The sequence below is a fragment of the Thermoplasmata archaeon genome (genome assembly GCA_036395115.1).
Classification (GTDB): domain Archaea; phylum Thermoplasmatota; class Thermoplasmata; order RBG-16-68-12; family RBG-16-68-12; genus RBG-16-68-12.
Map to the genome: position 1 here is coordinate 26,523 of DASWDU010000001.1, position 20,918 is coordinate 47,440.

Here is a 20,918-nt window from a genome sequence, read left to right on the forward strand (position 1 = left end):
GAACCACCGGAGCGGACGACCAAAGACAGGTTCAGGCCGAGCGCTTCGACCTTGCGCGGCGGGCCTCTTCCTCGGTCACGATGACGCTCAAATGGAGGACGCCGCGATCCGGATCCGGGTCGTATCGGATGCTGCGACCCTCGGACAGAATTTTGTGGTACTGAATTTTCACGGTTCCCGGCGTTCCGGACACCGCCGAAAGGTAATGAAACGCAATGACGTGGTTCTCCAATGCGATAGGTGATAACGGATCGCACGCACGCGCACTTGCGTTCGCCGTCGATCCGGCAAGAAAAAGAAGGGATGGGAAGAGACGAATCGAGACGGTCCGGCTACTGCTTCAGCATGTCGAGGCCGTTCCAGTCGCCGCCGAAATCCTTGACTTGGCCGGTCGCGAGCTGGAACCGCGCGCGAAGCTTGCCGTTCTCAAAGAAGATGTATGCGTTCCGAAGGCAGGAAGTGTAGAGGTTCTTCCGCTTGCCCTTCTGCGTGAGGATTCGCTCGACGCACTGGATCAGCCCGACCTCTTCCAGGATCCGAATCTTGCGGTAGCACGCCGCGATCGGGATGCCGTATCGCTGGCTGATTTCCTGGGCGCTGATCCTCCGCTTGTACGTGGCGAGCAGGATTTTCGCGCTGTATTCGTCCGTCAAAAGCTGGGATGCCTCGAGGGGTGACAGCAATTTCGAGGCCCCTTGAAATTCGACGCCGTTGTCCGTCGGTAAGGCGTTTTCCTCCACGGTAGCGACCCCGTTCTGTCGCCGTCGATGCCGTTTTGGGATATTTAAGCTATTGCGATTGATTATCAGACAAAATACTCGTTTGTGCCGATGATTATCAAAGGACCGGAAACGCGCGCGCCCGCGCGCGCTCACGTGTCGAGCGACGCGTTCAACTCGATCCACTTCCCGCCGAGGTTGTCTCGGTCCCCGTCGAACTCGAACTTGACCTTGAAAATGCCGTCCTGGTACACGAGCTGGGCGGATTTCAGGAGAGAACGGTACAGCTTCATCGTCTTCCCCTTCGGGGTCGTGACGATCTCCGCGACATTCAGGAAGCCCGCCTGTTCGAGCTCGTGAATCTTGCGGTAGCAGGCTGCGATCGGGATATCGTACTTGTCGCTGATCTCTTGAACGGACCGCGAGATAGCTTGCGTTGCGACGAGAATGCGCTCTGCGTACTCGTCCGTGAGCAAGCGCGAGACGTCCTTTTCTCGCATTGCTCGTCATTCACCCATGCGTATTAATTCAGCTATCTATCCGGTTCTCGAATTTGATACTCGCGGATCACGGGAGGCCGTCGGCCTGCGTGGGCCCACGACGGTTGCGATTCGCTCACACAATCGGACGCAGATCCGCCTTCGGGACCCCGGCCGACACGTCCCAGGACAGGCTGAACAGTCCGGTGTAGGGTTTCGAGCCGTACAAGACGACGGAGCCGTTGATCGTCTCGATGTGGAGGACGACCCGGGCGAGGTTCTCCAGCTTCCCCGCCGACGCGCTCTGCGGCGTCACGAACCCGACGAACACATCCTTCCCCCGGCGGATCGACCCGAAGACGCCGGACATCTGCTCGAGCACCTTGTCGGAGTACACGGACTCGAGGGTGTCGAAGGCCATGAAGGCGAGGAAGGGCCGTTCCGATTTCGGGAGCTGGAACTCCACGTTCGACCACTTCAGATCGGAGTCCACGTTCGTCCCCTCCATGTGGAGGACCGTCCGCGAGACGTCTGCGGACCCCAGGGTCGCCGCCTCGAACACCCGCACGTGCGCGTCGAACGCTTCCGACGGGAGGTGAGGGGCGAGCAGCTCCCGCGCGAACTCCGCGGTCCCTTTCCGCGGCGGGACGTGGGCGACGCCTCGGCCCTGCGCGACGAAATTGCAGATGATCGCCATCCGGAGGAAGTCCACGTGGTCCAGGGGCACGGCGTTGGAGATCTCGAAGGCGACCGCCCGACCGCGGATCAAGCCGCCCGTAAGCCGGTCGAGGGACTCGAGTCCCGAGCTCACGGCGTCTTTCGACAGGTCTTTGATCGGCTTCCAGACCTGAGGCTTCTGGGGCCGGGCCTGCTCGTGGATCTCGAAAGCCGTGAGGCGTCCGCCGTTGAGGGTGTACAGGTAGCGATGCTGCTGGATCTGCTGGCCTCGCAGCTTTTCAATCGTGAGGACGCGGAGGCGGCGGCCCTCGTATTCCGACGAGACGAGACTCACGACGCCATCGCCCAGGTAGTCGAGGCGGGTCTCCCCGCTGCTCTCGAGCACGTAGAGCACGTTCTGCTTGCTGCCTTCGACGAGGTCCCGCTGCAACACCGTGATCAGACGGGCAGCCGGGATGCCGTAGTGCTCGGCGAGCGCGTCGATCGAGTCGATCAGGACGAGGGACCGCTTCGGCAGACGCGCGTCGACGAAGTCGTACGCCGCCTCGAGTTCCGGGAGGTCGAAGCCGAGCGTGACCTCGAGGAAGTTCCCCTTGACCTCGCCCGAGCCTACCGACTCCAGATCTCCTTCCTCGCCTTCCTTGCCCTCCTCGAGCTTCCCTTCGAGCTGGTTCAGCGCGTCGCGCGCGACCTTCGTCTGCCGCGGAGCCTTCGCACCCGTCTGGAGGCCCGCGGGCCTGATGCGGTCGTGAAGCCACGTGAACTGATTGTACAAGGATTCGTCCGAGACCCGGGAACTCAGGTAGTGAGACGACGCGACGTCCCCGGTCTCCTCCGTGAGCTGCAAGGCAAAGGTCGTCTTGCCGGTCCCGGCGGGGCCCTTCACGATGAGCGAATGGCCGCCCGGAGATTCGAAGAACGCGACGACCTCTCGCGGGATGCGACCGGCGGCGGGCATGGGAGCGTCGGCGGAAACAGAGAGGCCGGCTATACATAAGTTTCCCCCTGGCTGTCATTTGCGACCGGAAGACTCGGAAGACGCGGTGTCGCGGGCGATCCGCACGAAGCGCTGCGCATCCGCGTGCATGGAGAGATTGTTGAACATCGCGTACGCATCGTCGTACTCCGTGCAGATCGATCGGAGCCGCGACAGATCCTCGTCCGTGTACGTGTATCGGTACATCGACGGCCCCGGCGGGCTCCCGTGCAGCCGGAAGTATGCCAGCCCGTACGTCGCCGATTCGTGGTCGAACGGGTCCACCGCGTGGACCAGCCCCAGGTCCTCGCAGATCCGCTCGACGACGTGGGTCGCCCACGGACCGCGCAACTCGATGGCCTTCGTCGCGTCCGTCCGGATCGATTCGAAGAACCGATACAGGGCGGTCCGGTTCGCCTCCGACGGGCCAAACGAGGCCGGGGTCTGGAAGACGACGACGCTGGCCCGAAGGGCGTCCGCCACGGCCCGGGTCGCCTCCCATCCTTCCCGCACCGCTGGCGTGTCGCGGAACCCGCCGTACGCCGGACGCTCCTCTGGGGGGATCGCTCGTCCCGCGCGCCGGTACGTCGGCGAGGAGGCATCGTGGGTGATGAACTGCGAGGCCTTCACGCAGAATCGAAATCCGGGTGGGGCCGAGGCGCGCCACGTCGCGGCGCGCTCCACCGCGACGGGCCGATAGAACGTCTCCTGAATCTCGACCGCGTCGAGCTCCCGCAGTGCGTCGGATCGGCGGCGCCCGAAGCCGCACGTCCCCGTCCATATCACGCGGCGCACGAAGCGCGCGGGAAACCATAAAGACGGCCGTGAGGCATCGCGCCGAGACATGAAGAACGAGGAGATCGCCGCGCGGTTCAGCGAGATCGCGGACATGCTCGACATCCTTGGTGAAGAGACGTTCCGCATCCTGTCGTACCAGCGCGCCGCACGGCAGCTCGAGTCCGTCGCGGACGACATCGAGGACCTCGCTCGTCGAGGCCAGGTCGACCGGATCCCCGGCATCGGTCCCGCCCTCGCGGAGAAGATCGCCGAGTACGTGACGACCGGGCGGATCGCCTACCACGACGAGCTGCGGGCGAAGTTCCCGCCCGGCGTCCTCGACCTCCTGAAGGTCCGCGGGCTCGGCCCGAAGAAGGTCAAGATCCTCTGGCAGCAGCTCGGGATCACGGACCTCGACGGCCTGCGGACCGCGGCGCAGGAGCAACGGCTGCGACGCGTCAAGGGGTTCGGGGAGAAGACGGAGGAGAACCTCCTGAAGGCGGTCGAGCTCGCAAAGGAAGGGCAGGCCCGCGCGTTCCTCGTCGACGCGGCGCACGTCGTCGAATCGATCGTGGCGCACATGCACGCCACGAAGACCGTCGAGCGGATCGAGGCGGCCGGGTCGTTCCGGAGGATGCGCGAGACGGTGGGCGACGTCGACGTCCTGGCGGTCGCCAAGGACCGGGGCGCCGCGGGCGCGGCGTTCACGCGCACGCCCGGCGTGGTCGAGACCCTGGCCTCCGGCGAGACGAAAGTCGTCGTCCGCCTCGCGTACACGGACTATGAGGGGTCGCCTCGCACGATCCAGGTCGACCTGCGCATCCTGGAGCCGGGCAGCTGGGGCGCGGGCTTGCAGTACTTCACCGGCTCGAAGGACCACAACATCCGCCTGCGGACGATGGCGGAACGTCGGGGCCTCAAGCTGAACGAGTACGGCGTCTTCCGGGATGAGGCGCGGGTCGCGGGGGACACGGAGGAGAGTGTGTACGCCGCCCTCGGCCTCGCGTGGATTCCTCCGGAGATGCGGGAGGACCAGGGCGAGGTCGACCTCGCCGCGGCGGGCCGGCTCCCGACGCTCCTCGAGCCGTCGGACATCCGAGGGGACCTCCACGTCCACACGAACGCCACGGACGGGACGGAACCGCTCGAGGCGATGGTCGAGGCCGCCCGGCGACGCGGCTACGCCTTCGTGGGCATCTCCGACCATTCGGTCTCGGCGACCGTGGCGCGAGGCATGACGGCCGAGCAGGCGCTGAAGCGGCGGGATCGCGTCCGCTCCCTGAACCGAGCCGCCAAGGGCTTCACCGTGCTTCTCGGGACGGAGTGCGACATCCTCGATTCGGGGGAGATGGACTACCCGGACGAGGTGCTGAAAGAACTCGACTACGTCATCGCGTCCGTCCATTCGCGGTTCACCCTCCCGCGGAAAGAACAGACGGCCCGGGTCGTCGCCGCGGCGCAGAACCCGCACGTCGATCTGCTCGGTCACCCCACGACCCGCCAAATCGGTTGGCGCGGACCGATCGATCTGGACCTCGACGCCGTTTTCAAGGCGTGCGCCCGCGCGGGGACCGCCGTCGAGATCGACGCGGATCCGAGGCGGATGGACCTGAGCGCGACCCAGGCGCGCGCCGCGAAGAATGCGGGCTGCACGATCGCCGTGGACACGGACAGCCATGCGAGCGGGAACCTCGATTGGATGCGCTTCGGCGTCGGCACCGCCCGACGCGCGTGGCTCACGCCGGACGACGTCCTGAACGCTTGGACGCTCGAACGCGTCCGCGAGTTCCTCGCCTAGCCGGGGCGCGCCGCCGGGCCTCGAACGCTTCCGAGACCACGTCCCGGTCGTTCGTCCATCGGAGGAGCCTCAGCGCCTCCTCGCGGGTGGCCCATCGGGCCTCCTCGAACCCCGGCTCGGGCCGCACTGCACTGCCGATCGGCTCCGCGAGGAAGTACGCGACGGTCTTGTGGTAGTTGACGCCGGCGGGAGGCCAGTAGAACGAGTAGGAAACTTCACGGACGGGTCGGACCAGCTGTACGCGCAGTCCCGTCTCTTCCTCCACTTCCCGAACGGCGGTCTGCTCCAGGGTTTCGCCCGGCTCCACCCTCCCCTTCGGCAGGCCCCACATCCCTTCGTCTTCGCGGCGCAGGAGGAGGATCCGGCCTTTCATGTCGACGATGGCGGCCCCGCTCGACCGGAGCGGTTTCGTCGGCACCCCATCGTGGGGCGGCCGACTCCGAATCCGCGTGGCCCCGGCACGAACGGCTCGCACCGCCTTTCGCAGATCGTCTCGAATCGTTCGCTCGAGACCCCGATTGTACCGGACCGCGGCGGGATGGTACGTGGGCACGACCGGCACGTCGTCCAATGCGAGGGGTTTCGTCCGCGCTTCCTTCACATGGAACGCAGAGCCGAGGACGCCTCGGATCGCCGTCGAGCCGAGCGTCACGACCGCTTTCGGCCGAACCGCCGCGATCTGGGTCATCAGATACGGACGGCACGCCTCGATCTCGTCCGCGCGGGGCGAGCGGTTCGCGGGGGGGCGGCACTTCACGACGTTCGTGATGAAGACGGACCCGCGCGGGAGCCCCACTGCGCCCAAGGCCTTGTCGAGGACCTTTCCGGCGGCCCCGACGAACGGGCGGCCGGACGCATCCTCCGCCTTGCCCGGCGCCTCGCCCACGATCACGACATCCGCATCGAAGGGCCCGTCGCCCGGCACCGCCTGGATGCGGCCCTCGTGGAGTCGGCAGCGGGTGCACGTCCGGATCGCTCGGGCGGTCTCTTCGAGGACGACCGACGGGTCCGTGTCCGTCATGCCTCCGAAACGGCGCGGGCGCTCTTATCCTTCGCGGCGATCAGGACCTCATTCCGGCCCGGAGATTCGTCAGGTCGCGGATCTTCGGTTGTAGCTTCTCGATCCTCGCCTCGAGCTTGCGGCGGACCCGCTCGTAGCGCTGCTCGGCCTTCGTGCGGTTCGCCGTCTCGAACTTCAAGGCGTCGTGCGCGCGGCGGATGTCCGCACGGTATCCCGCCTCGATGCGTCGCAGCCGTTTGAGCTTGCGGTTGATTTTGTCCGCGGTGGGAATCGCCTCACCCCGGGTCCGGACGCCCGGACCGCCCTCACGCCACCGTGCGCTTCCGGGCGATCACGACATCGAGCACGCCATTGGTAAACGTGTACTTCAGGGTGTCGCGGTCCACATTCGCCGGGAGGTCGACCTTCGTGAAGTACGGACGGTCGCCTTCGCTCTCGAGGACGAGCATCCCGTCGTCAAGGCGGACGCGCACCTCGTCGCGCGAGGCCCCGGGCATCTCCGCCGTGAGGAAGATCGCCGATTCCGTCAGGATGACGTCGACGAGGGGGTCGCGGGCCCGGATTTCTTCGCCCTCGAGCGCGGGCCGCGGAGCCTCGAGCCGCGCTTCCCGCGTCCGCGTCGTGAAACCGTAGATGAACGGCTCGCGGAATACGCCGAGCTTCCCCTCGAAGGCGTCTTTCAGCATGCGGTGAATCGCCCGGCGGGTCTCCTCCAACTCGTCCTCAATGCTCATGGCGCAATCCGGCTCCTTACATCGGACCGCCAACGAGTTCGCGGTCCCGCTCCTCTAACCCGGTGTAAACAATGCGTTCCTAATACCATATAGTTTTCGAAGAGACAAGCTTGACCAGTGGATGCGCGACGCCCGCTGCGGATCGTCGAAGGTCCCGCACCGAGGGCCGCAGCGCTTCACTCCGACGCGGGCGGCGGACTCGCCGGCACCGCAGGTTTCGATGAAGAGGTCGGCGGCGCGGCGGACGGCGGTGGCGCGGCGGTCCTTGGAGAAATCCGGCCCGCGGCCACCATCGCGACCCGTTCGATGAGCATTCGGTACCTCGGGATCCCGACGAACTCGATCCGGTCGTCCACGAGGATCGCGGGCCCGAACTTGAGCTTGTACTTCGCTAGGAGCGGCCCGGACGCCTCCGGCGGGAGCACCTTGACCGTCCACTCGGGATGATCCGCCCGCAGCCTTTCCGCGACCTCCTGGATCCGCCCCTCCTGGTACTCCTGGACGGAGGCGAGGAACGTGACGGTCACCATGGCCTCCCGCCGGAGTACCGGGGCACATCCCTTAAAGTTTGTGCGCGCACGGGAGAAAAGAGAAGTTGGCGGAGGCCGTTCCCGCGCGCGATGCGATATCTCGTGGCGTCCGAGGCGGACGAGGCGAGCCGGGGGCAGAAAGAGGCTTTGCTCAAGGCGGCCTCGTGGAGCTCCGAATCGACGTTCGAAGGACGGCCCGCGTGGCGGTTCCGCGAGCTCCTCCTCGTCACGATCGCCGAGCCGCACCTCTACCGGGATCACCTCGATCGGGATCTCGAAGACGCCTTCGGCGACGCCGCCGATCTCGTCGTATACCTGTCGAAGCACAAGTCCGAGAGCGAGCGACCGAGCCTGACCGTCCACCCGATTGGGAATCCCACGGCCGCCCAATTCGGAGGACAGCCGGAGACGCTCGTCCCCTCGGCGCCCCGGTGGATGTCCGCAGCCCTCCGCGCGTTGAAGCGCGCGGCGGCGCCCCTCACCTACGCCGTCACCTTCGAGTCGACCCACCACGGACCGTACCTGACGTCGCCCACGTTCTATATCGAACAGGGGAGCACGGCCCGGGAATGGGGAGACGGGAGCGCGTCTCGGACGATCGCGGAGGTGCTGCTCGACCTCACGCCGCTCGACGCGCCGATCGCGGTCGGCCTGGGGGGCGGCCACTACGTGCCGCGGCACACGGACCTGGCGCTGGAGCGACGGATCGCGTTCGGCCATCTCCTCCCGGCGTACGCCCTCGAACGCGCGCCACCGGCGATCGTGGACCAAGCGATCGAGCGGACCCACGGAGCGACGGTCGCGTATCTGCACCGGAAGACGATCGGCAAGGAAGCGGTCCGTTCCCTCGAGGAACGGCTCGAGTCCCTCGGGGTCCGCGTCGTCCGGGAGGGGGACCTTCCCCTGGAGCGTGGGGACGAAACTTCATAAGCCGACGCTGAATACCAAACCGTCGCGGGAGGGGACGCATGCTGAAGGAGTGCGGTTCTCATGGATACTTCCGGGACGAGTTCTGTCCCCACTGCGGGAGCGAAGGCAAGTTCCTGCTCAACAACGAAGAGGTCGAAATCCTCGGCCGCACGATGGCGGGCGTCCTGCGGCACTTCCCGCAACGATACGGACTCGAGATGGACGCGCACGGATGGGTGGACCTCCGCGACTTCCTGACCGCGATCCAGATCCGGAACCGCCGGTTCCGCTTCGTGCGACAGCACCACGTCGTCGGCCTGATCGAGACGGACCCGAAGGGGCGGTACCAGTTCGAGGACGGAAAGATCCGCGCGACGTACGGACACTCGATGGACCTCGACCTCGACCTCCCGACGGAAGGGATCCCGGACGTGCTGTTCTACCCGACGACCGAGGAAGAGAGCCACCTCCTGCTCGAGGCGGGCCTGCGCCCCTCGGACCGAAAGATGGTCCATCTGAGCGCGACCTTCGAGGCCGCGATGGAGGCGGGTCGCGTCCGCATCCAAACGCCCGTGATCCTCGAGATCGACGCGAAGGCGGCGCGGGCCGACGGCGTCGTGATTCACAAAGCCGGGAAGACCGTCTATACGTCGAAAGAAGTCCCGGGCGAATTCTTGCGGCGCTCTACACGGGTCGAGGAAGAATTGCCTTCGCAACCGTCCGCCGACTCGCCGGGCTGATTTTCAATCCCGACGCGAAATATTAATGCCCAATATCTTTATGAAGGCCCGTCGGATATCGTCGAGTTCGGATGGGTGAGACATGCCTTCCGCCTTTGGATTGAGCGGCAACCCGGCGCTGCAGGATCACTGGATCCGTCGTCTCTTCGCCTTCCTCATCGATGCGGTCGTCGTGTTCGTGATCGGACTCTTCTTGGGGATTCCCTTATCCGTTTTCGGATGGGTGTGGTGGCTTCCGCCGCTCTTCTTTGGAATCATTTGGTTCGTGTACTCGATGCTCCTCGAGGGCTTCATCGGCGGGACGATCGGCAAGAGGCTGCTCTCGATCCGAGTCGTCGCGCTCGATGGCAATCTCAGCCTGATGCACACGATCGCCCGAAACCTCTCGAAGGTCTACTGGCTCGTCTTCCTGGCGGACCTCTTCATCGGGGCGGCGACCCGAGGCGACCCACGGCAGCGACTCTTCGACCGATTCGCACGGACGACCGTCACCCGGGTCGACCAGGGCGCCTACATGGAGGAGCAGTTCCGGATGATGCAGCACGCGCCGCCGTACCCGATGACCCCACAGGGCACGTATCCGCAGGCGCCACCGCCGTCCGCCCCGCCGCCGGCGCCGCAGCCCGCGGGCGCCTCCGCGGGGGCTGCCGCGGGGTGGCCGGGACAGGCCCCCCCACAGAGCACATGGCCGCAGCACTCGTGGGACGACCAAGGCAAGCTCGTGAAGGAGACGAAATTCTGCGCGGCGTGTGGCGGCCAGCTCGTCGCGCGGGGCGACGGCAAGCTCGCGTGCGTACGGTGTGGCGCCACGTACTGATCACGTCAGACGGCCGCGGAGCCACACGAGGTCGAAGGCGACCATCGCAAAGTAGCTCGACGTCAGGACGGCGCCGGATCGCGACGTGATTTTCCATTCGCCGAGCATGAGCGCCAGCAGCAAGAACGACGTCACGACCATCGCGCCGACGACGGGCAGGAGCAAGTCGACGGAGTGGGTCGACGGCCGCAGGATCCCAATCAGGCCGAGCGTCAGGAGCGTCGTGACGACGCTCGCCCCGATCCCCTCGCCGAGGACGAGGTCTGTGTAACCGCGACGGGTCGCGTGATAGGCGGCGGCGATGTCCGGGAGCGACGTGCCGAGCGCGACGACCGTGATCCCGATGAACCACGGATTCAGGCCGACGACGGCCGAGACGCCGATCGCGCCGCGGACGAGGAACTGCGCCCCCATCACGGACCAGAGGACCCCGAGGATGAGCCACCCAAGGCCCGCCCGGATCTCGATTTTCCGGCCGAAAATCCAACCGGTGAACTCGAGGCCGATCTTCAGGTCGTCGACCCGCTCCTGGATCTCCTCCGGCGGGCCCGTTCGCTGAGAGACCGACAGGTTGAGCACGTACGGGACGAAGAGCGCCATGAGGGCGAGGCCTTCGTATCGCGTGAGGTTCCCGTCGAGCAAGAGCGTCGCGGCGACCAACGTGACAATCGCGAGGAACACCGCGTCCCGGAGGACGATCTCGCGGGAAGTCTTGATCGGCCGCACGAGCGCGCTCGCGCCGATGACGAAGGCGATCGTGACCACGGTCGAGGCGAGCGCGTTGCCCAGCGCGATCTCCGGACTCCCTTCCTCGGCCGCGATGCCGCTCACGAGGAGCTCCGGGACCGCCGAGAGCGTGGAGACGAGGAGGGCGCCGACGACGAAACGGCTCCGCCCGATCTTCCCGGAGATCCGCGTGGCGTTGTCCGTGATGAACTTCGCACCTTGGTTGAGCGTGATAAAACCGATCGCGATTGCGACCGCCCAAGGCACCCACTCGAGCATCCCGCGTATTCCCTTCGGACGGACTCGCGACTCCTCCGCAACGCATCAAGCTTCGTTCCCGGCGGCGGGCGTTGACAAAGGGCATCCGAGTGGGGCACGACTTTATTATGAAGTCACGCGCCGGGCCGCCCATGTTCACCCGAACAAACATGATCGATGCGACCCCGGATCGCGTGTTCGCGGTCCTGACGGACCTCGGCCGAGCCCAGCAATGGATGCCGTCGATTCAGAAGATCGACCCGCTCACGTCGGGGCCGTTCGTGATCGGTACGAGTTGGCGGGAGACTCGGGCCGCCGGGAAACGGACGCTCGAGTCCATGGTCCGCGTGACGGCGCTGGAGCCTCCGACCCGGCTAGGACTCGAGGTGGACAGCAAGCCGATGAAGGGCCACCTGGAGTTCCGCCTCACGCCGAGAGGCGGCGGGACGGAAATCCAGTACGAGGCCGAGATGCGGGGCAAAGGGCTCTTCCGCCTGATGAGCGGCGCGATGAACCGGATGATGGCGGAGACCGACGACGATTTGCTTGATCGGCTGAAGGGCCAAGTCGAGCGGCGATAAGCCGCCACCGATCGGACGATTACGCCTCAGGTCACCAGCGCGCCAAGCTGTCCACTCTCGACGCCGCGCCGCAGCTCCATCGCGATCCGGCGCCCCGTGCTCATCGGCCTCCGCCACAGCGAGTTGCCGTACGGATGGCCGAGCGCCATGTGGATATTCGTCCCGCCGCCGATGCGCGGCGAGACGTCGTAGACCCAGAACCGCAGATCCTTGTCGACGGCCGTCTGAAGGGTGAACGGGCCGATGATGCCGGGCGCGAAGTACCGCTGCGTCGCCTTGACGTATGCCTCCGCGATCTCGAAGACATCCTTGAGACTCGACTCGCGCAACGTCGCGGCGTTGTGCCCCACGACGACGTATTCCGGGATGCGCTGAGCCTTCTCGAGGGAGAGCTGCTGGTCCGCCGGGAGCCGGACATGGCCGTCGAGGGATGTCTCGAACCTCCAGTCGACGCCGAGTAGCTCGAGCTTCTCCGCATCCTCCTCGATCGGAGAGTAGAAGAAATCGAAGTTGAAGATCGGGCCGATGATGTACCGCTCGATCCGCGCCTTTGCCAGGTCCGCCTTCGAGATCACGCCCTCCTTCCGAAGCGCCTCGGACTTCTCGCGATACTCCTTGAAGCTCGCCGCGGTGAAAAAGCCGCGCTCGAGCCTCTTCACCTTGTGCGGCAGCTTGACGATCGCGAGCCCGTCGATGTCGTTCGGCGAATCGAACTTCTCCGGCGCGGGCAGCTTCGCTTGCTCCAGGATCCAATAGTAGCTGCGCTCGTACTCGCGTTCCTCGGTCCGGAGGAGGTTGCGGCTCCCGAACAAGGGCACGCGGAACTCCTCCTCGATCGCATCGAGGTCGCAGTACGACGTGAAGGAGCGGTTGGGGACGAACACGGAGTTCGTGCCGCGGAGGCGCTCCTGAAGTTTGTCCGAGAGGACCTCGTCGAACTTCGCGAGGACGATCGCCTCGTCGACCATGCCGCGCTTCGGCCGGCCCTCCTTGTCTCGCACGGATCGGAAGAACCGCGCGTACGGGGTCGCCCGGCCCTTCTCGCAAATCACGAGGGTCCGAAACCCCTCCTCGATCGCGCCGTCGCAGACGTCGAGGGCGGAATGCGATCCGATCGACGCGACGCGGATCGCCGAGGGATCATATCCCTCGAGGATCTGCACGATCGCCTCCCGCTCGATCATCGCGCCCGCCCCGCCGGTGCGGCCGCATGGCCCGCGCCTGTTTAATGCTTTGGCACTTCGATTCTCCGACTCCCGGAAAACGTCTTTACCGATGAGACACTTCGCCGCGCATCGTATCGCGGGCGATCAAGTGGTGGGGTCGGGGATCGGTGGACACGGTCGTCCCCCTGGAGAGCCCAGTCCACCCTCGCCGACGACCCCTGGCAACCGCGGTGACAAGATCGATGTGACCGAGTTCTCCGCAAGCACGCGCGCGGCGAACCTCGAGCGGATGCGCCGGGAGACGTTCGACGTCCTGATCGTGGGAGGCGGGATCGTCGGTGCCGGCGTGGCGAGGGAGGCGGCGTGCCGCGGTCTCCGGACGGCCCTGGCGGAACGCGGGGACTTCGCGAGCGGGACCAGCGGGAAGACATCGCGCCTCGTCCACGGCGGCCTGCGGTATCTGAGGAACTACCGGATCGGGCTGGTCCGTCAGGGGGTGCGGGAACGCGATCGTCTCCTGGCGACGGCGCCGTGCCTCGTCCATCCGCTCCCGTTCGTCATCCCGGTGTACCGGGATCGGCCTCCCGGCGCCTTGGCGTTGCGGTTCGGGCTCCTCGTGTACGATCTCCTCTCGAAGGGAAAGGCGGTGCCCGGGCGGACGTGGCTCCGGCTCGAGCAGGCGATGGCTCGAGAACCGCGCCTCGCGGAAGTTGCGATCGCGGGCGCAGGGATATACTACGATGCGTGGACGGACGATAGCCGCCTCGTCCTCGCGGTCGTCAAAGACGCCGCGGCCGCGGGGGCGGTCGTCGCGAACTACGCCGAGGTCTCCGAAGTCATCCGCGAAGAGGAGACCGTGTGCGGCGGGCGCGTCCGAGACGGCCTCGCCGGCGATTCCTTCGAGGTCCGCGCGGGGGTCGTCGTGAACGCGACCGGGGTCTGGCTCGACCGACTCCGGACCCCGAGGCCGCACCCCACGATCCGGCCGACGAAGGGCGTCCACGTCTTCGTGCCTCGCGCGAGGCTCGGGCACCACCACGCGATCGCGCTCACGGTGCGGACGGACGGTCGGGTGGTGTTCGTCCTCCCTTGGGGAGATCTGACGCTCGTCGGCACGACGGACACGGACTTCGCGGGCGATCCGGACCACGTCGTCGCCGATCCGGCGGACGTCGACTACCTGCTCTCCGCGGTGAACGAGGCGTTCCCGGACGCGCATCTCACCCGCGACGACGTCGTGAGCGCCTACGCGGGCCTCCGTCCGCTGCTCCGCAAGCATGGGGAAGATGTGTCCGAGTCCGAGGTCTCTCGCGCGCACGAACTCTTCGAGGACGAGGACGGCCTCATCTCGGTGGCCGGCGGAAAGCTCACGACGCACCGGGCCATGGCCGAGGAGGTCGTGAGCCGCATCGTGGGCCGGCGTGCGACGGGGTCCACGAGCGACCGTTCGCTCGGCCCGAGCGCCTCCCCGCTCGAGGACTTCACGGACCTCGGACTGGACGAGGCCGCGGCGTCGCACCTCCAAATGAGATACTCGCTCGCCGCGGTCCAACGGAATCTCGAATCGCCCGGGGCGCGCGGCCGAATCGTCCACGGACGCCCCTGCCTCTGGGCGGAGGTCGACCTCGCGGTCCGTGAGGAGATGGCGCTCCGCCTTTCCGACGTCCTCGTGCGCCGGCTCGGGCTCTTCTATGAGACCCCGGATCAGGCGTTCGGCGTCGCGGTGCAAGTCGCCGCGCGAATGGGCCGGATCCTCCGGTGGAATCCGCGCACCGTCGAGATGGAGCTTGCAGAGTACGCGGAGCTCGTTCGGGCGCATCGCGCATTCCGCGAGGACCATGGCCGCTGAGACGCTCTTCATCGAAGGCGATGCCGATCCTCTCGGAATAAGAGATAGCCCCGGGCAGATTCGAACTGCCGTCGCGAGGTCTCTCCTCGGTCCGGAGGACCGATCCAGAGCCTCGAATCACTGGCCCGCGACCGAGAGCCGGTCACGATTGGCCGCTAGACCACGGGGCTGCGCGCGATTCAACGGGTAGGACGTATTTTGCCTTTCCTACTTGGTGGGGTGCGTTCCACGACTCCCCTCTGAACTCCAGCCGTGGAACAGTGAACTCCGGTTGTGGAACTGGGCCACCCACCTTCACCGGTCCTCTCCATACCCTTTTGTAGGCGCGTGATGGCTATCTCCGGAGGTCGGCGTAGACCCTGGCAAAGCCTTGCCGCCAACTCGGGTATTTCAGGCGCCAGCCGAGTTCGCGCTTGGCCTTGGCGTTGGTCAAGCCCGTCGATTCGGACATCATGGTGACCAAGCCGCCGCCGAACAGCTTCGCCAGCCACAATGGCACCCGGCGGGGCCGCTTGACGCCCAAAGCGTTGGCCATAGCTGGCAGCCATTCCCGCATGGGCGCCGGGTCGTCGTCGACCACGTTGTAGACGCCGGGCCGGCCGCACTCCAGGGCAAGCACCGTTGCGGCGGCAGCGTCATCGAGATGGATGAACGACCACACGCTGCTGCCGTCGCCGATTATGGGCATCTTGCCCTTCTGAAGCGGCGCTACCAGCCCGTCGTTGGCGGCGCCATAAAAGCTACCGTAGCGTAATGCGACGCCGCCGGCTCTGGCGATAGTTTCTTCGAGGCGCTGCAAGGCTTCGAAGTTCTCTCGCTGGTCTTTCGGCAGCGACGGATTGAGGGCGTCGTCTTCCGACTTTGGCCGGCCGTCGCCGCGGGCGTGACGGAAGTTGCCGAAGCTCTGGGCGACGAAGCGCTTCACGCCAACCGCCTTGCCTGCGGCAAGCAGCGCGTCCAGCCCTTGGGTGCGCAACTGGGTCGTGGCTCGGATCATGGTCTTTGCCTGGCCCATGCTGTGGCTGCTGCCCAAAGCCGTCGCCTCGTGGATGATGGCGTCGAGCCTGGCGTCGACGACGGCGCGACGAACCGCGGGCGCGTCGCGAAGATCGAGCTGCACTGGCTTGGCTCCGAGGGCGCGCAACCGGTCCGCCGTCTCCGGATGGTGATGCGTGCCCACGACGTCATGGCCCGCTGCGACCAATTGGCGAACCAGGGGCAGTCCGATGGCACCGGAGGCGCCAGCGACGAAGACGCGCATCAGGAGCCGGCCCGCTGGCTCATGCGACCTTACCGACTCGCGATGGCCCGGCACTACGTTGCGGAATTTCGCACCGGTCCTTGAATCCCTGGCCAGCAATCCCCAGTGCTGAATTGAATCGAGACCGCACGTTCTCCACGCACACAACCATCGTAAGCTCGACCAGTTGGCCCTCATCCAGGTGCTCCCGCAGTTTGTTGACGAGTTCGTCGCTGACCGTGGGTGGCGTCTCGGTCATCGCTTCGGCATACTCCATGACCAGCCGCTCAAGAGGACTGAAGAGCTTGCTGGTCCTCCACTTTGGAACCGCTTCGATCTTGTCCCGGGCGACGCCTTGCGTGTGCATGATCCAGTAGCCGAAGTCCAAGCACCACGGACAGCCGATCTTGGTGACGGTAGCGAAGTCGGCCAAGTTCTGCAGCTTCACATCCAAGCTGCGCCACTTGACGACGCTTTGCTCCAATTTGCCATAGGCCATTGCCACCTTCATGTTGTGGCCCATCGCCCGAAACGGGTCCAAGTCCGTCCCAAACTTCCGTCGCATGAACCAGTTGGCAATCCTAAACGAAAGTGTCGGGGGCGGATTGAGTGAGATGCGTGCCATTTTCAGTAGCCGCGGGAGCACCCTGCGGTGCATACTTAAGGAACCGTTAACTAACATGGTTAGTTCAGTATGGCCGAACCGCTTGCCCCGGACACTCTCGCGACGTTGCGCCGCCTTGGGATGACCGAATACGAGGTCCGCGCCTACCACGCGTTGCTGGTTCTCGGCCGCGGAGACGGGGCAAGCGTTTCGCGAGCCAGTGGCGTTCCGCCGACGCGAGTCCATTCGGTCCTCAAGGAGTTGCACCGGAAGGACTGGACGACGACCCCGGAGGTGGGCCGGCCAGTGGTTTACGTTCCCCGGCCCCCGCGCGAGCGTTTGACGGTTGAATGGATGGAGGCTACGCGGAGCCAGGAGAAGGCCGCCACCGAACTCGATTTGGCTTACAGCGGACGAAGCATGGTCGCTTCCTCTCCCGTCTGGTTCATCCGCGGCGAAGATGCCATTGCCCAGCGGTTCATGGGAGTGCTGGACTCGGCCCGTAAGCAGGTGACGGTCACGTATCCATTCACTCTGACCTCTGACGAACCAGAATTCTTTCGCGCGCTCGCCAAGTGCGCGCGCCACGGACGGCGCGTTCGAATGATTGTATCGCCTGACCTCTCGATTGACACCGCCGTGGACCCGTGGTTGCAATTGGTCAAAGCAGGGGTTGAACTTCGCTTGCTTCGTACCCCCTTTCGCCTCATCCACGCAGACTTCGAGACTTCCCTTGTCATTCCTCCTTGGAGGACCCGGGAAGAGATGTTGGCAATCTGGAATCCGCTGCGCGATTTCGTTAGGCTTCTTGCACCTGCCTACGAGCTCGCCTGGGAGCAGGCGGAACCGCTCCTCCAAACATCTTCGCGCGCCACGGCCAAAAAGAAACCTCATGGAGCCACCTGACGTGGCGCCTCCTTAGGCGTTGCGCGGCTCCGGAACCGATTATGAAGTTCCTCCAGTGAAACCCAGGACTCGCGACGCAGAATCTCGACGCCGCCGGCGAAATCCGCCTCGATGCCTTGCTCCAGTTCGAGATAGACCAGGCGCGTGAGGTTGCAGGCGATGCACATGCACAGGATTTCGCTGCGCTGCGCCTCGGCGCTCTTGCTGTAGATCTGGTCGCCCAGGATTGCCTTGAAGGCGTGGTTGCCGGTCTCGGCGTTGTTGCGCCGGTTCGCCCTCGCCGCAAAGCCCTCCGGGTCAAGGCGGCTTTCCTCCCTGGTGCGGCCGTGGCGGCAGTCCTATCCGTCATGGAACCGGGTAGTTTGCCTGCATGGCAAAGAGGATTCTGGTGACGTGACTGAAAGTTTGGTTTTTCCCCTACAAGATCAGAGAAGAACCTGAAAAACGGGCACCCGAAACAGAGGGGTGCAGAGGGGGGTCATAGGTCCTTCAAAAAGGCAGGCCGCACGAGGACTCTCCTTAAGGCGGAAAGGCCGTAGCCAGGGGCTGAAATGGCCCGCCGGGAAGTGCAACCGCGACTGGTGGACGGGCGAAACCGCGTGGCCCTCACGCGCGACGTGCGGCGGGCGCTCGACGTGGGGCCGGGCGACTACGTGACGTTCCGCGTGGTCGACGGCCAGGTCTTGCTCTACCGCATGGAGTTGCGGGTCGTTCCCAGGCGCCCGCCAGGAGCCCCAACTCCCACCGCGTCGCCGCCTCGCGTGCCCGCCCCTTTATCCGCCGGATAAGGGAACTCCGCCCGTGGAACACCGTCCTGGGCCCGTGGAACATTTACCGGGCCGTGGAACGCACCCTAGTTAGCGGCCTCGCGCAGCCGACGTAACACCCAGTCTTTCTCCAGGACGGCGAGGAACGGCGCGGCGCGCGGCCCACGCTCGCTCCCCAGCAGGACGAGATAGAGATCGCGAAAGAAACGGCTCGTCTCGACCGGTAGGCCACCGCCCTTTGTCAGCGAGACCATCGACTCCTTGATCGCATCCTCGGTCCACGCGGCGTGGGTGGCCTTCTCCGCATATGCGCGGAGAGCGGACCGATCGCGATCGTCGAGCTGCGCGGCGACCTCCGGGGTCAGCGCCTCGAGCAGGGTGACACGGTTCTCACTCGCGTACTTCTCGACCCAAACGCGCGCCTGCTCGATCCGACGGGCAATCCGCGCGCGTTCGAACGCCGTCGGCGCGCGGGCCAGCATTCCTGTGTCGCGCATCCGATTCAGACACCACTCGAGCCGCCCCTTCTCCGGGCTGATCTGGGACAGGAACGCCGCATGACGGTACGAAAGCGCGAACGGCTTCCGTTTCGGCGGCGACGCGAGCTGAGCCAGCTCATAGGCGCGCGCTTGGTCGTCCTCGTCCCCCTTTCGCTCGGCCGCGTACGAGGCTCCCTCCGCCCGGTCGTACGCATCGTGGTACGCGTCGATGCGCGAGAGGTCCAGAACGATTCGGCGAAAGATCGGCGTGAAGGCGTAGGCGTACCGCAGGACCTCCGGGTCGCCGACCTCCACCCATTGCGTCGGCGTGAAGCCGAGGAAATCCGAGGAGCCCATGTCCCCCAAGTCCTTCCCACGGTCCGCGATCCCGACCCACTCGTAGGGGACGCCCATCGGCGGACGGAAATGCATCACCGTCTCGGCGATCTCCTTGCACGAATCGCGGGATCCGCCCGGGGTCGCGTGGTCCTTGCCGAACGGTTCGATGTCAACCCGGTAGACCTTCCAGAGCGCCGGCCACTCGAGCCTCCAGTTCAACTTGCCCTTTTCGATCGATGACGTCCCTTCGTGCCCGCACCGCTCGCAGCGGTACGTCGCCGTCGTGCCGGCGATTCCAAGAGTCTTCGCCCCGATCGTCGTGCAATGCTCGCAGAACGCCTCGAACGGGATCCAGCCTTCCGGGTACGGCCGCCGGGCGCGGTACTTGTTCACGACGGCCCGCACCGCCTCGGCGCGGGACGCGAGATCCCGGACGAGAGCCTGCATCTCCGGATGCTGGTACGCCTCCGTCGTCGTGACGATCCGAACGTTGGGCGCGAAGCGGTCGAGGACGCCTCCGAAATCCTGCCAGTAATGGTCGACCCAGTTCTTGTGGCAACCGAACGGGTCCGGCACGTCGATGAGCCGCCGACCAATGTACGCCCGTCCGTCTTCGCGGGCAAACTGCGCGACCTGCGCCGGCTTCGCCTTCCATTCGTCCTGCGTGTACAGGACGAGGCTCTGGAGCGAATCGCGGCCGATCTCGCGGAGGCTGCGCGCCAAGAACTGGCTGAGGGTGATCTCTCCTCGCAGTCGGCCAACGTGCTGGAGGCCGCTGACGCTCAAGCCCGCGTTGATGATCAAGTCGCCCTTCTCGCCGACGAACGCCTTCACCTGGACGAAGAGATCATCGTACCAGTGCGTCAGCTGGGGTCACCGGTCGCGCAGATGGGACGACGGGCCTATAGCCTTACGGGCTCGCGCGACACCAACCAGATCAGCCCGACGAGCGCCGCGACACCGGGGAGGGCCAGCATCCACTCGAATCCGCCCGATCTCCCACGAAAGACGTACAGGAGTTCGAGCATCAGCCCGAGGAGGAACAAGGTCACGGCAAATTCGATGAAAGCCCGGTCTTGGCTCTTGCGGGACTTCCGCCTGCGTTGCGGCATCCACGCGGCCATGGACAACCTTAGTCCCTTTCCCCCTACTTAACCGTTGCGTGTTTCGCGCGAGCACCATGGGCCGTTCGCGGGCCCTCGCGCGCAAATCAGATCGACCGTGCCCGAATCAGTGCCCGAAGCGGCACGCCCGCCAGGTCGTCGTACGCCGTCTTGTTCACGAGGACGACCGCGAGGACCGCCGTCCCTCCGATCTCGTGAACGTCGCCAATCGCGGCCTTCACCGTGTCGCCCGTCGAGACGACGTCGTCGACGATGACGACCTTCTTCCCCTGGGGGGACGCGTAGTTCGAGGAGAACGCGCCGCCTTTGCCGTGGCGCTCCTGGCTCGGTCGGTAGATGATCAGTTCCTTCCCGAGTTCCTCGCTGATCAGCGATGCGAGCGGGATCCCGTTGATCGCGACGCCAAGGATCGCATCCGCGTCGACCTGCCGCTTCTCCATCTCCTCGAGGGCGATGTCCGACATCGCGGCGGCCATGAAGCCGATCCGGTTCCCATAGACGCCGACCGACCGCCAACCGATCTTCACGTCCTTCGGCGGCTCGCCGCCCTTCACGCCGCGCGTGAGGAGCCAGGTGACCGTCTCGGGCGACAAGTGCAACTCGTCCGCGATCTCCCGCTCCGCGAGGCCCTTCTCCTTGTACTCGAGGGCCTTCTTCGCGATCGCGTTGACGTCTTTCATCCGATCCCTCGGTCCGACGCG

General features: G+C 65.8%; 24 protein-coding genes and 1 tRNA gene. 8 read left to right on the plus strand and 17 right to left on the minus strand.

Translation table 11 applies throughout. The features are described 5' to 3' along the window. Window positions 1-31: 31 nt before the first annotated feature. The 5 genes from VF992_00130 to VF992_00150 all read right to left on the minus strand — a co-directional run bounded on the left by VF992_00130 (window position 32) and on the right by VF992_00150 (window position 3,647). Complete coding sequence (locus tag VF992_00130; GenBank protein ID HEX9339573.1) at window positions 32-172, minus strand: hypothetical protein; 141 nt, start codon at window positions 170-172, stop codon at window positions 32-34. A 160-nt stretch (window positions 173-332) separates the two neighbouring features. Beyond that, window positions 333-740, minus strand: a complete 408-nt coding sequence (locus tag VF992_00135) for a winged helix-turn-helix domain-containing protein (GenBank protein HEX9339574.1) — start codon at window positions 738-740, stop codon at window positions 333-335. 131 nt (window positions 741-871) lie between these two features. Further along, complete coding sequence (locus tag VF992_00140; protein ID HEX9339575.1) at window positions 872-1,219, minus strand: ArsR family transcriptional regulator; 348 nt, start codon at window positions 1,217-1,219, stop codon at window positions 872-874. A 115-nt stretch (window positions 1,220-1,334) separates the two neighbouring features. Further along, the gene (gene gvpD / locus VF992_00145; GenBank protein ID HEX9339576.1) at window positions 1,335-2,834 is read right to left on the minus strand and encodes a gas vesicle protein GvpD P-loop domain-containing protein; all 1,500 of its coding nucleotides are present in this window, start codon (window positions 2,832-2,834) and stop codon (window positions 1,335-1,337) included. Window positions 2,835-2,888: 54 nt separating this feature from the next. Then, window positions 2,889-3,647, minus strand: a complete 759-nt coding sequence (locus tag VF992_00150; GenBank protein ID HEX9339577.1) for a DUF72 domain-containing protein — start codon at window positions 3,645-3,647, stop codon at window positions 2,889-2,891. Between the two features lie 49 nt (window positions 3,648-3,696). On the opposite strand from VF992_00150, the gene polX reads away from it, so the two are divergent. After that, complete coding sequence (gene polX / locus VF992_00155) at window positions 3,697-5,427, plus strand: DNA polymerase/3'-5' exonuclease PolX (protein HEX9339578.1); 1,731 nt, start codon at window positions 3,697-3,699, stop codon at window positions 5,425-5,427. Here polX and VF992_00160 read toward each other — a convergent pair. The 4 genes from VF992_00160 to VF992_00175 all read right to left on the minus strand — a co-directional run bounded on the left by VF992_00160 (window position 5,366) and on the right by VF992_00175 (window position 7,712). Beyond that, window positions 5,366-6,448 carry a uracil-DNA glycosylase family protein gene (locus VF992_00160; protein HEX9339579.1) on the minus strand — a complete coding sequence of 361 codons (1,083 nt, stop codon included), beginning with the start codon at window positions 6,446-6,448 and terminating at the stop codon, window positions 5,366-5,368. The genes polX and VF992_00160 overlap by 62 nt on opposite strands. Before the next feature lie 40 nt (window positions 6,449-6,488). Beyond that, complete coding sequence (locus VF992_00165) at window positions 6,489-6,626, minus strand: hypothetical protein (protein ID HEX9339580.1); 138 nt, start codon at window positions 6,624-6,626, stop codon at window positions 6,489-6,491. A gap of 127 nt (window positions 6,627-6,753) precedes the next feature. Beyond that, on the minus strand, window positions 6,754-7,182 hold the full coding sequence (locus tag VF992_00170) for an Hsp20/alpha crystallin family protein (protein HEX9339581.1): 429 nt from the start codon (window positions 7,180-7,182) through the stop codon (window positions 6,754-6,756). A 176-nt stretch (window positions 7,183-7,358) separates the two neighbouring features. After that, a complete protein-coding gene (locus VF992_00175; protein HEX9339582.1) occupies window positions 7,359-7,712 on the minus strand; it encodes a hypothetical protein in 354 nt (117 codons plus the stop codon). A gap of 90 nt (window positions 7,713-7,802) precedes the next feature. Here VF992_00175 and VF992_00180 point away from each other — a divergent pair, with 90 nt between their 5' ends. The 3 genes from VF992_00180 (at window position 7,803) to VF992_00190 (ending at window position 10,178) form a co-directional block, all read left to right on the plus strand. Continuing rightward, window positions 7,803-8,642: a D-aminoacyl-tRNA deacylase gene (locus VF992_00180; protein ID HEX9339583.1), complete on the plus strand. Its 840-nt coding sequence runs from the start codon at window positions 7,803-7,805 to the stop codon at window positions 8,640-8,642. Between the two features lie 38 nt (window positions 8,643-8,680). Continuing rightward, window positions 8,681-9,361 carry an RNA 2'-phosphotransferase gene (locus VF992_00185; GenBank protein HEX9339584.1) on the plus strand — a complete coding sequence of 227 codons (681 nt, stop codon included), beginning with the start codon at window positions 8,681-8,683 and terminating at the stop codon, window positions 9,359-9,361. Between the two features lie 82 nt (window positions 9,362-9,443). Then, window positions 9,444-10,178, plus strand: a complete 735-nt coding sequence (locus VF992_00190; GenBank protein ID HEX9339585.1) for an RDD family protein — start codon at window positions 9,444-9,446, stop codon at window positions 10,176-10,178. On the opposite strand, the gene VF992_00195 is transcribed toward VF992_00190, so the two are convergent. Then, complete coding sequence (locus tag VF992_00195) at window positions 10,179-11,183, minus strand: sodium:calcium antiporter (GenBank protein ID HEX9339586.1); 1,005 nt, start codon at window positions 11,181-11,183, stop codon at window positions 10,179-10,181. A 131-nt stretch (window positions 11,184-11,314) separates the two neighbouring features. Between VF992_00195 and VF992_00200 the strand changes: the two genes are divergently transcribed. Beyond that, entirely contained in the window at window positions 11,315-11,743 is a 429-nt protein-coding gene (locus VF992_00200) for an SRPBCC family protein (GenBank protein ID HEX9339587.1), read from the plus strand. A 26-nt stretch (window positions 11,744-11,769) separates the two neighbouring features. Here the strand turns inward: VF992_00200 and VF992_00205 are convergent, their stop codons facing one another. After that, entirely contained in the window at window positions 11,770-12,927 is a 1,158-nt protein-coding gene (locus VF992_00205) for a formate--phosphoribosylaminoimidazolecarboxamide ligase family protein (protein HEX9339588.1), read from the minus strand. A gap of 226 nt (window positions 12,928-13,153) precedes the next feature. Between VF992_00205 and VF992_00210 the strand changes: the two genes are divergently transcribed. Then, a complete protein-coding gene (locus tag VF992_00210; GenBank protein HEX9339589.1) occupies window positions 13,154-14,758 on the plus strand; it encodes a glycerol-3-phosphate dehydrogenase/oxidase in 1,605 nt (534 codons plus the stop codon). A 45-nt stretch (window positions 14,759-14,803) separates the two neighbouring features. Here the strand turns inward: VF992_00210 and VF992_00215 are convergent. From VF992_00215 to VF992_00225, 3 genes are all read right to left on the minus strand, one after another. Next, a tRNA-Gln gene (locus VF992_00215) sits at window positions 14,804-14,928 on the minus strand. 164 nt (window positions 14,929-15,092) lie between these two features. Then, on the minus strand, window positions 15,093-16,019 hold the full coding sequence (locus VF992_00220) for an NAD-dependent epimerase/dehydratase family protein (GenBank protein HEX9339590.1): 927 nt from the start codon (window positions 16,017-16,019) through the stop codon (window positions 15,093-15,095). Window positions 16,020-16,038: 19 nt separating this feature from the next. Beyond that, complete coding sequence (locus VF992_00225) at window positions 16,039-16,539, minus strand: carboxymuconolactone decarboxylase family protein (GenBank protein ID HEX9339591.1); 501 nt, start codon at window positions 16,537-16,539, stop codon at window positions 16,039-16,041. A gap of 153 nt (window positions 16,540-16,692) precedes the next feature. On the opposite strand from VF992_00225, the gene VF992_00230 reads away from it, so the two are divergent. After that, complete coding sequence (locus tag VF992_00230) at window positions 16,693-17,508, plus strand: helix-turn-helix domain-containing protein (protein ID HEX9339592.1); 816 nt, start codon at window positions 16,693-16,695, stop codon at window positions 17,506-17,508. 116 nt (window positions 17,509-17,624) lie between these two features. Then, window positions 17,625-17,900: a hypothetical protein gene (locus VF992_00235; GenBank protein ID HEX9339593.1), complete on the plus strand. Its 276-nt coding sequence runs from the start codon at window positions 17,625-17,627 to the stop codon at window positions 17,898-17,900. Between the two features lie 461 nt (window positions 17,901-18,361). Here VF992_00235 and lysS read toward each other — a convergent pair whose 3' ends face one another. The 3 genes from lysS to VF992_00250 form a co-directional block, all read right to left on the minus strand. Continuing rightward, window positions 18,362-19,960 carry a lysine--tRNA ligase gene (gene lysS, locus VF992_00240; GenBank protein ID HEX9339594.1) on the minus strand — a complete coding sequence of 533 codons (1,599 nt, stop codon included), beginning with the start codon at window positions 19,958-19,960 and terminating at the stop codon, window positions 18,362-18,364. 35 nt (window positions 19,961-19,995) lie between these two features. After that, entirely contained in the window at window positions 19,996-20,217 is a 222-nt protein-coding gene (locus VF992_00245) for a hypothetical protein (GenBank protein HEX9339595.1), read from the minus strand. Between the two features lie 86 nt (window positions 20,218-20,303). Beyond that, window positions 20,304-20,897 carry an orotate phosphoribosyltransferase-like protein gene (locus VF992_00250; protein HEX9339596.1) on the minus strand — a complete coding sequence of 198 codons (594 nt, stop codon included), beginning with the start codon at window positions 20,895-20,897 and terminating at the stop codon, window positions 20,304-20,306. Window positions 20,898-20,918 lie beyond the last annotated feature (21 nt).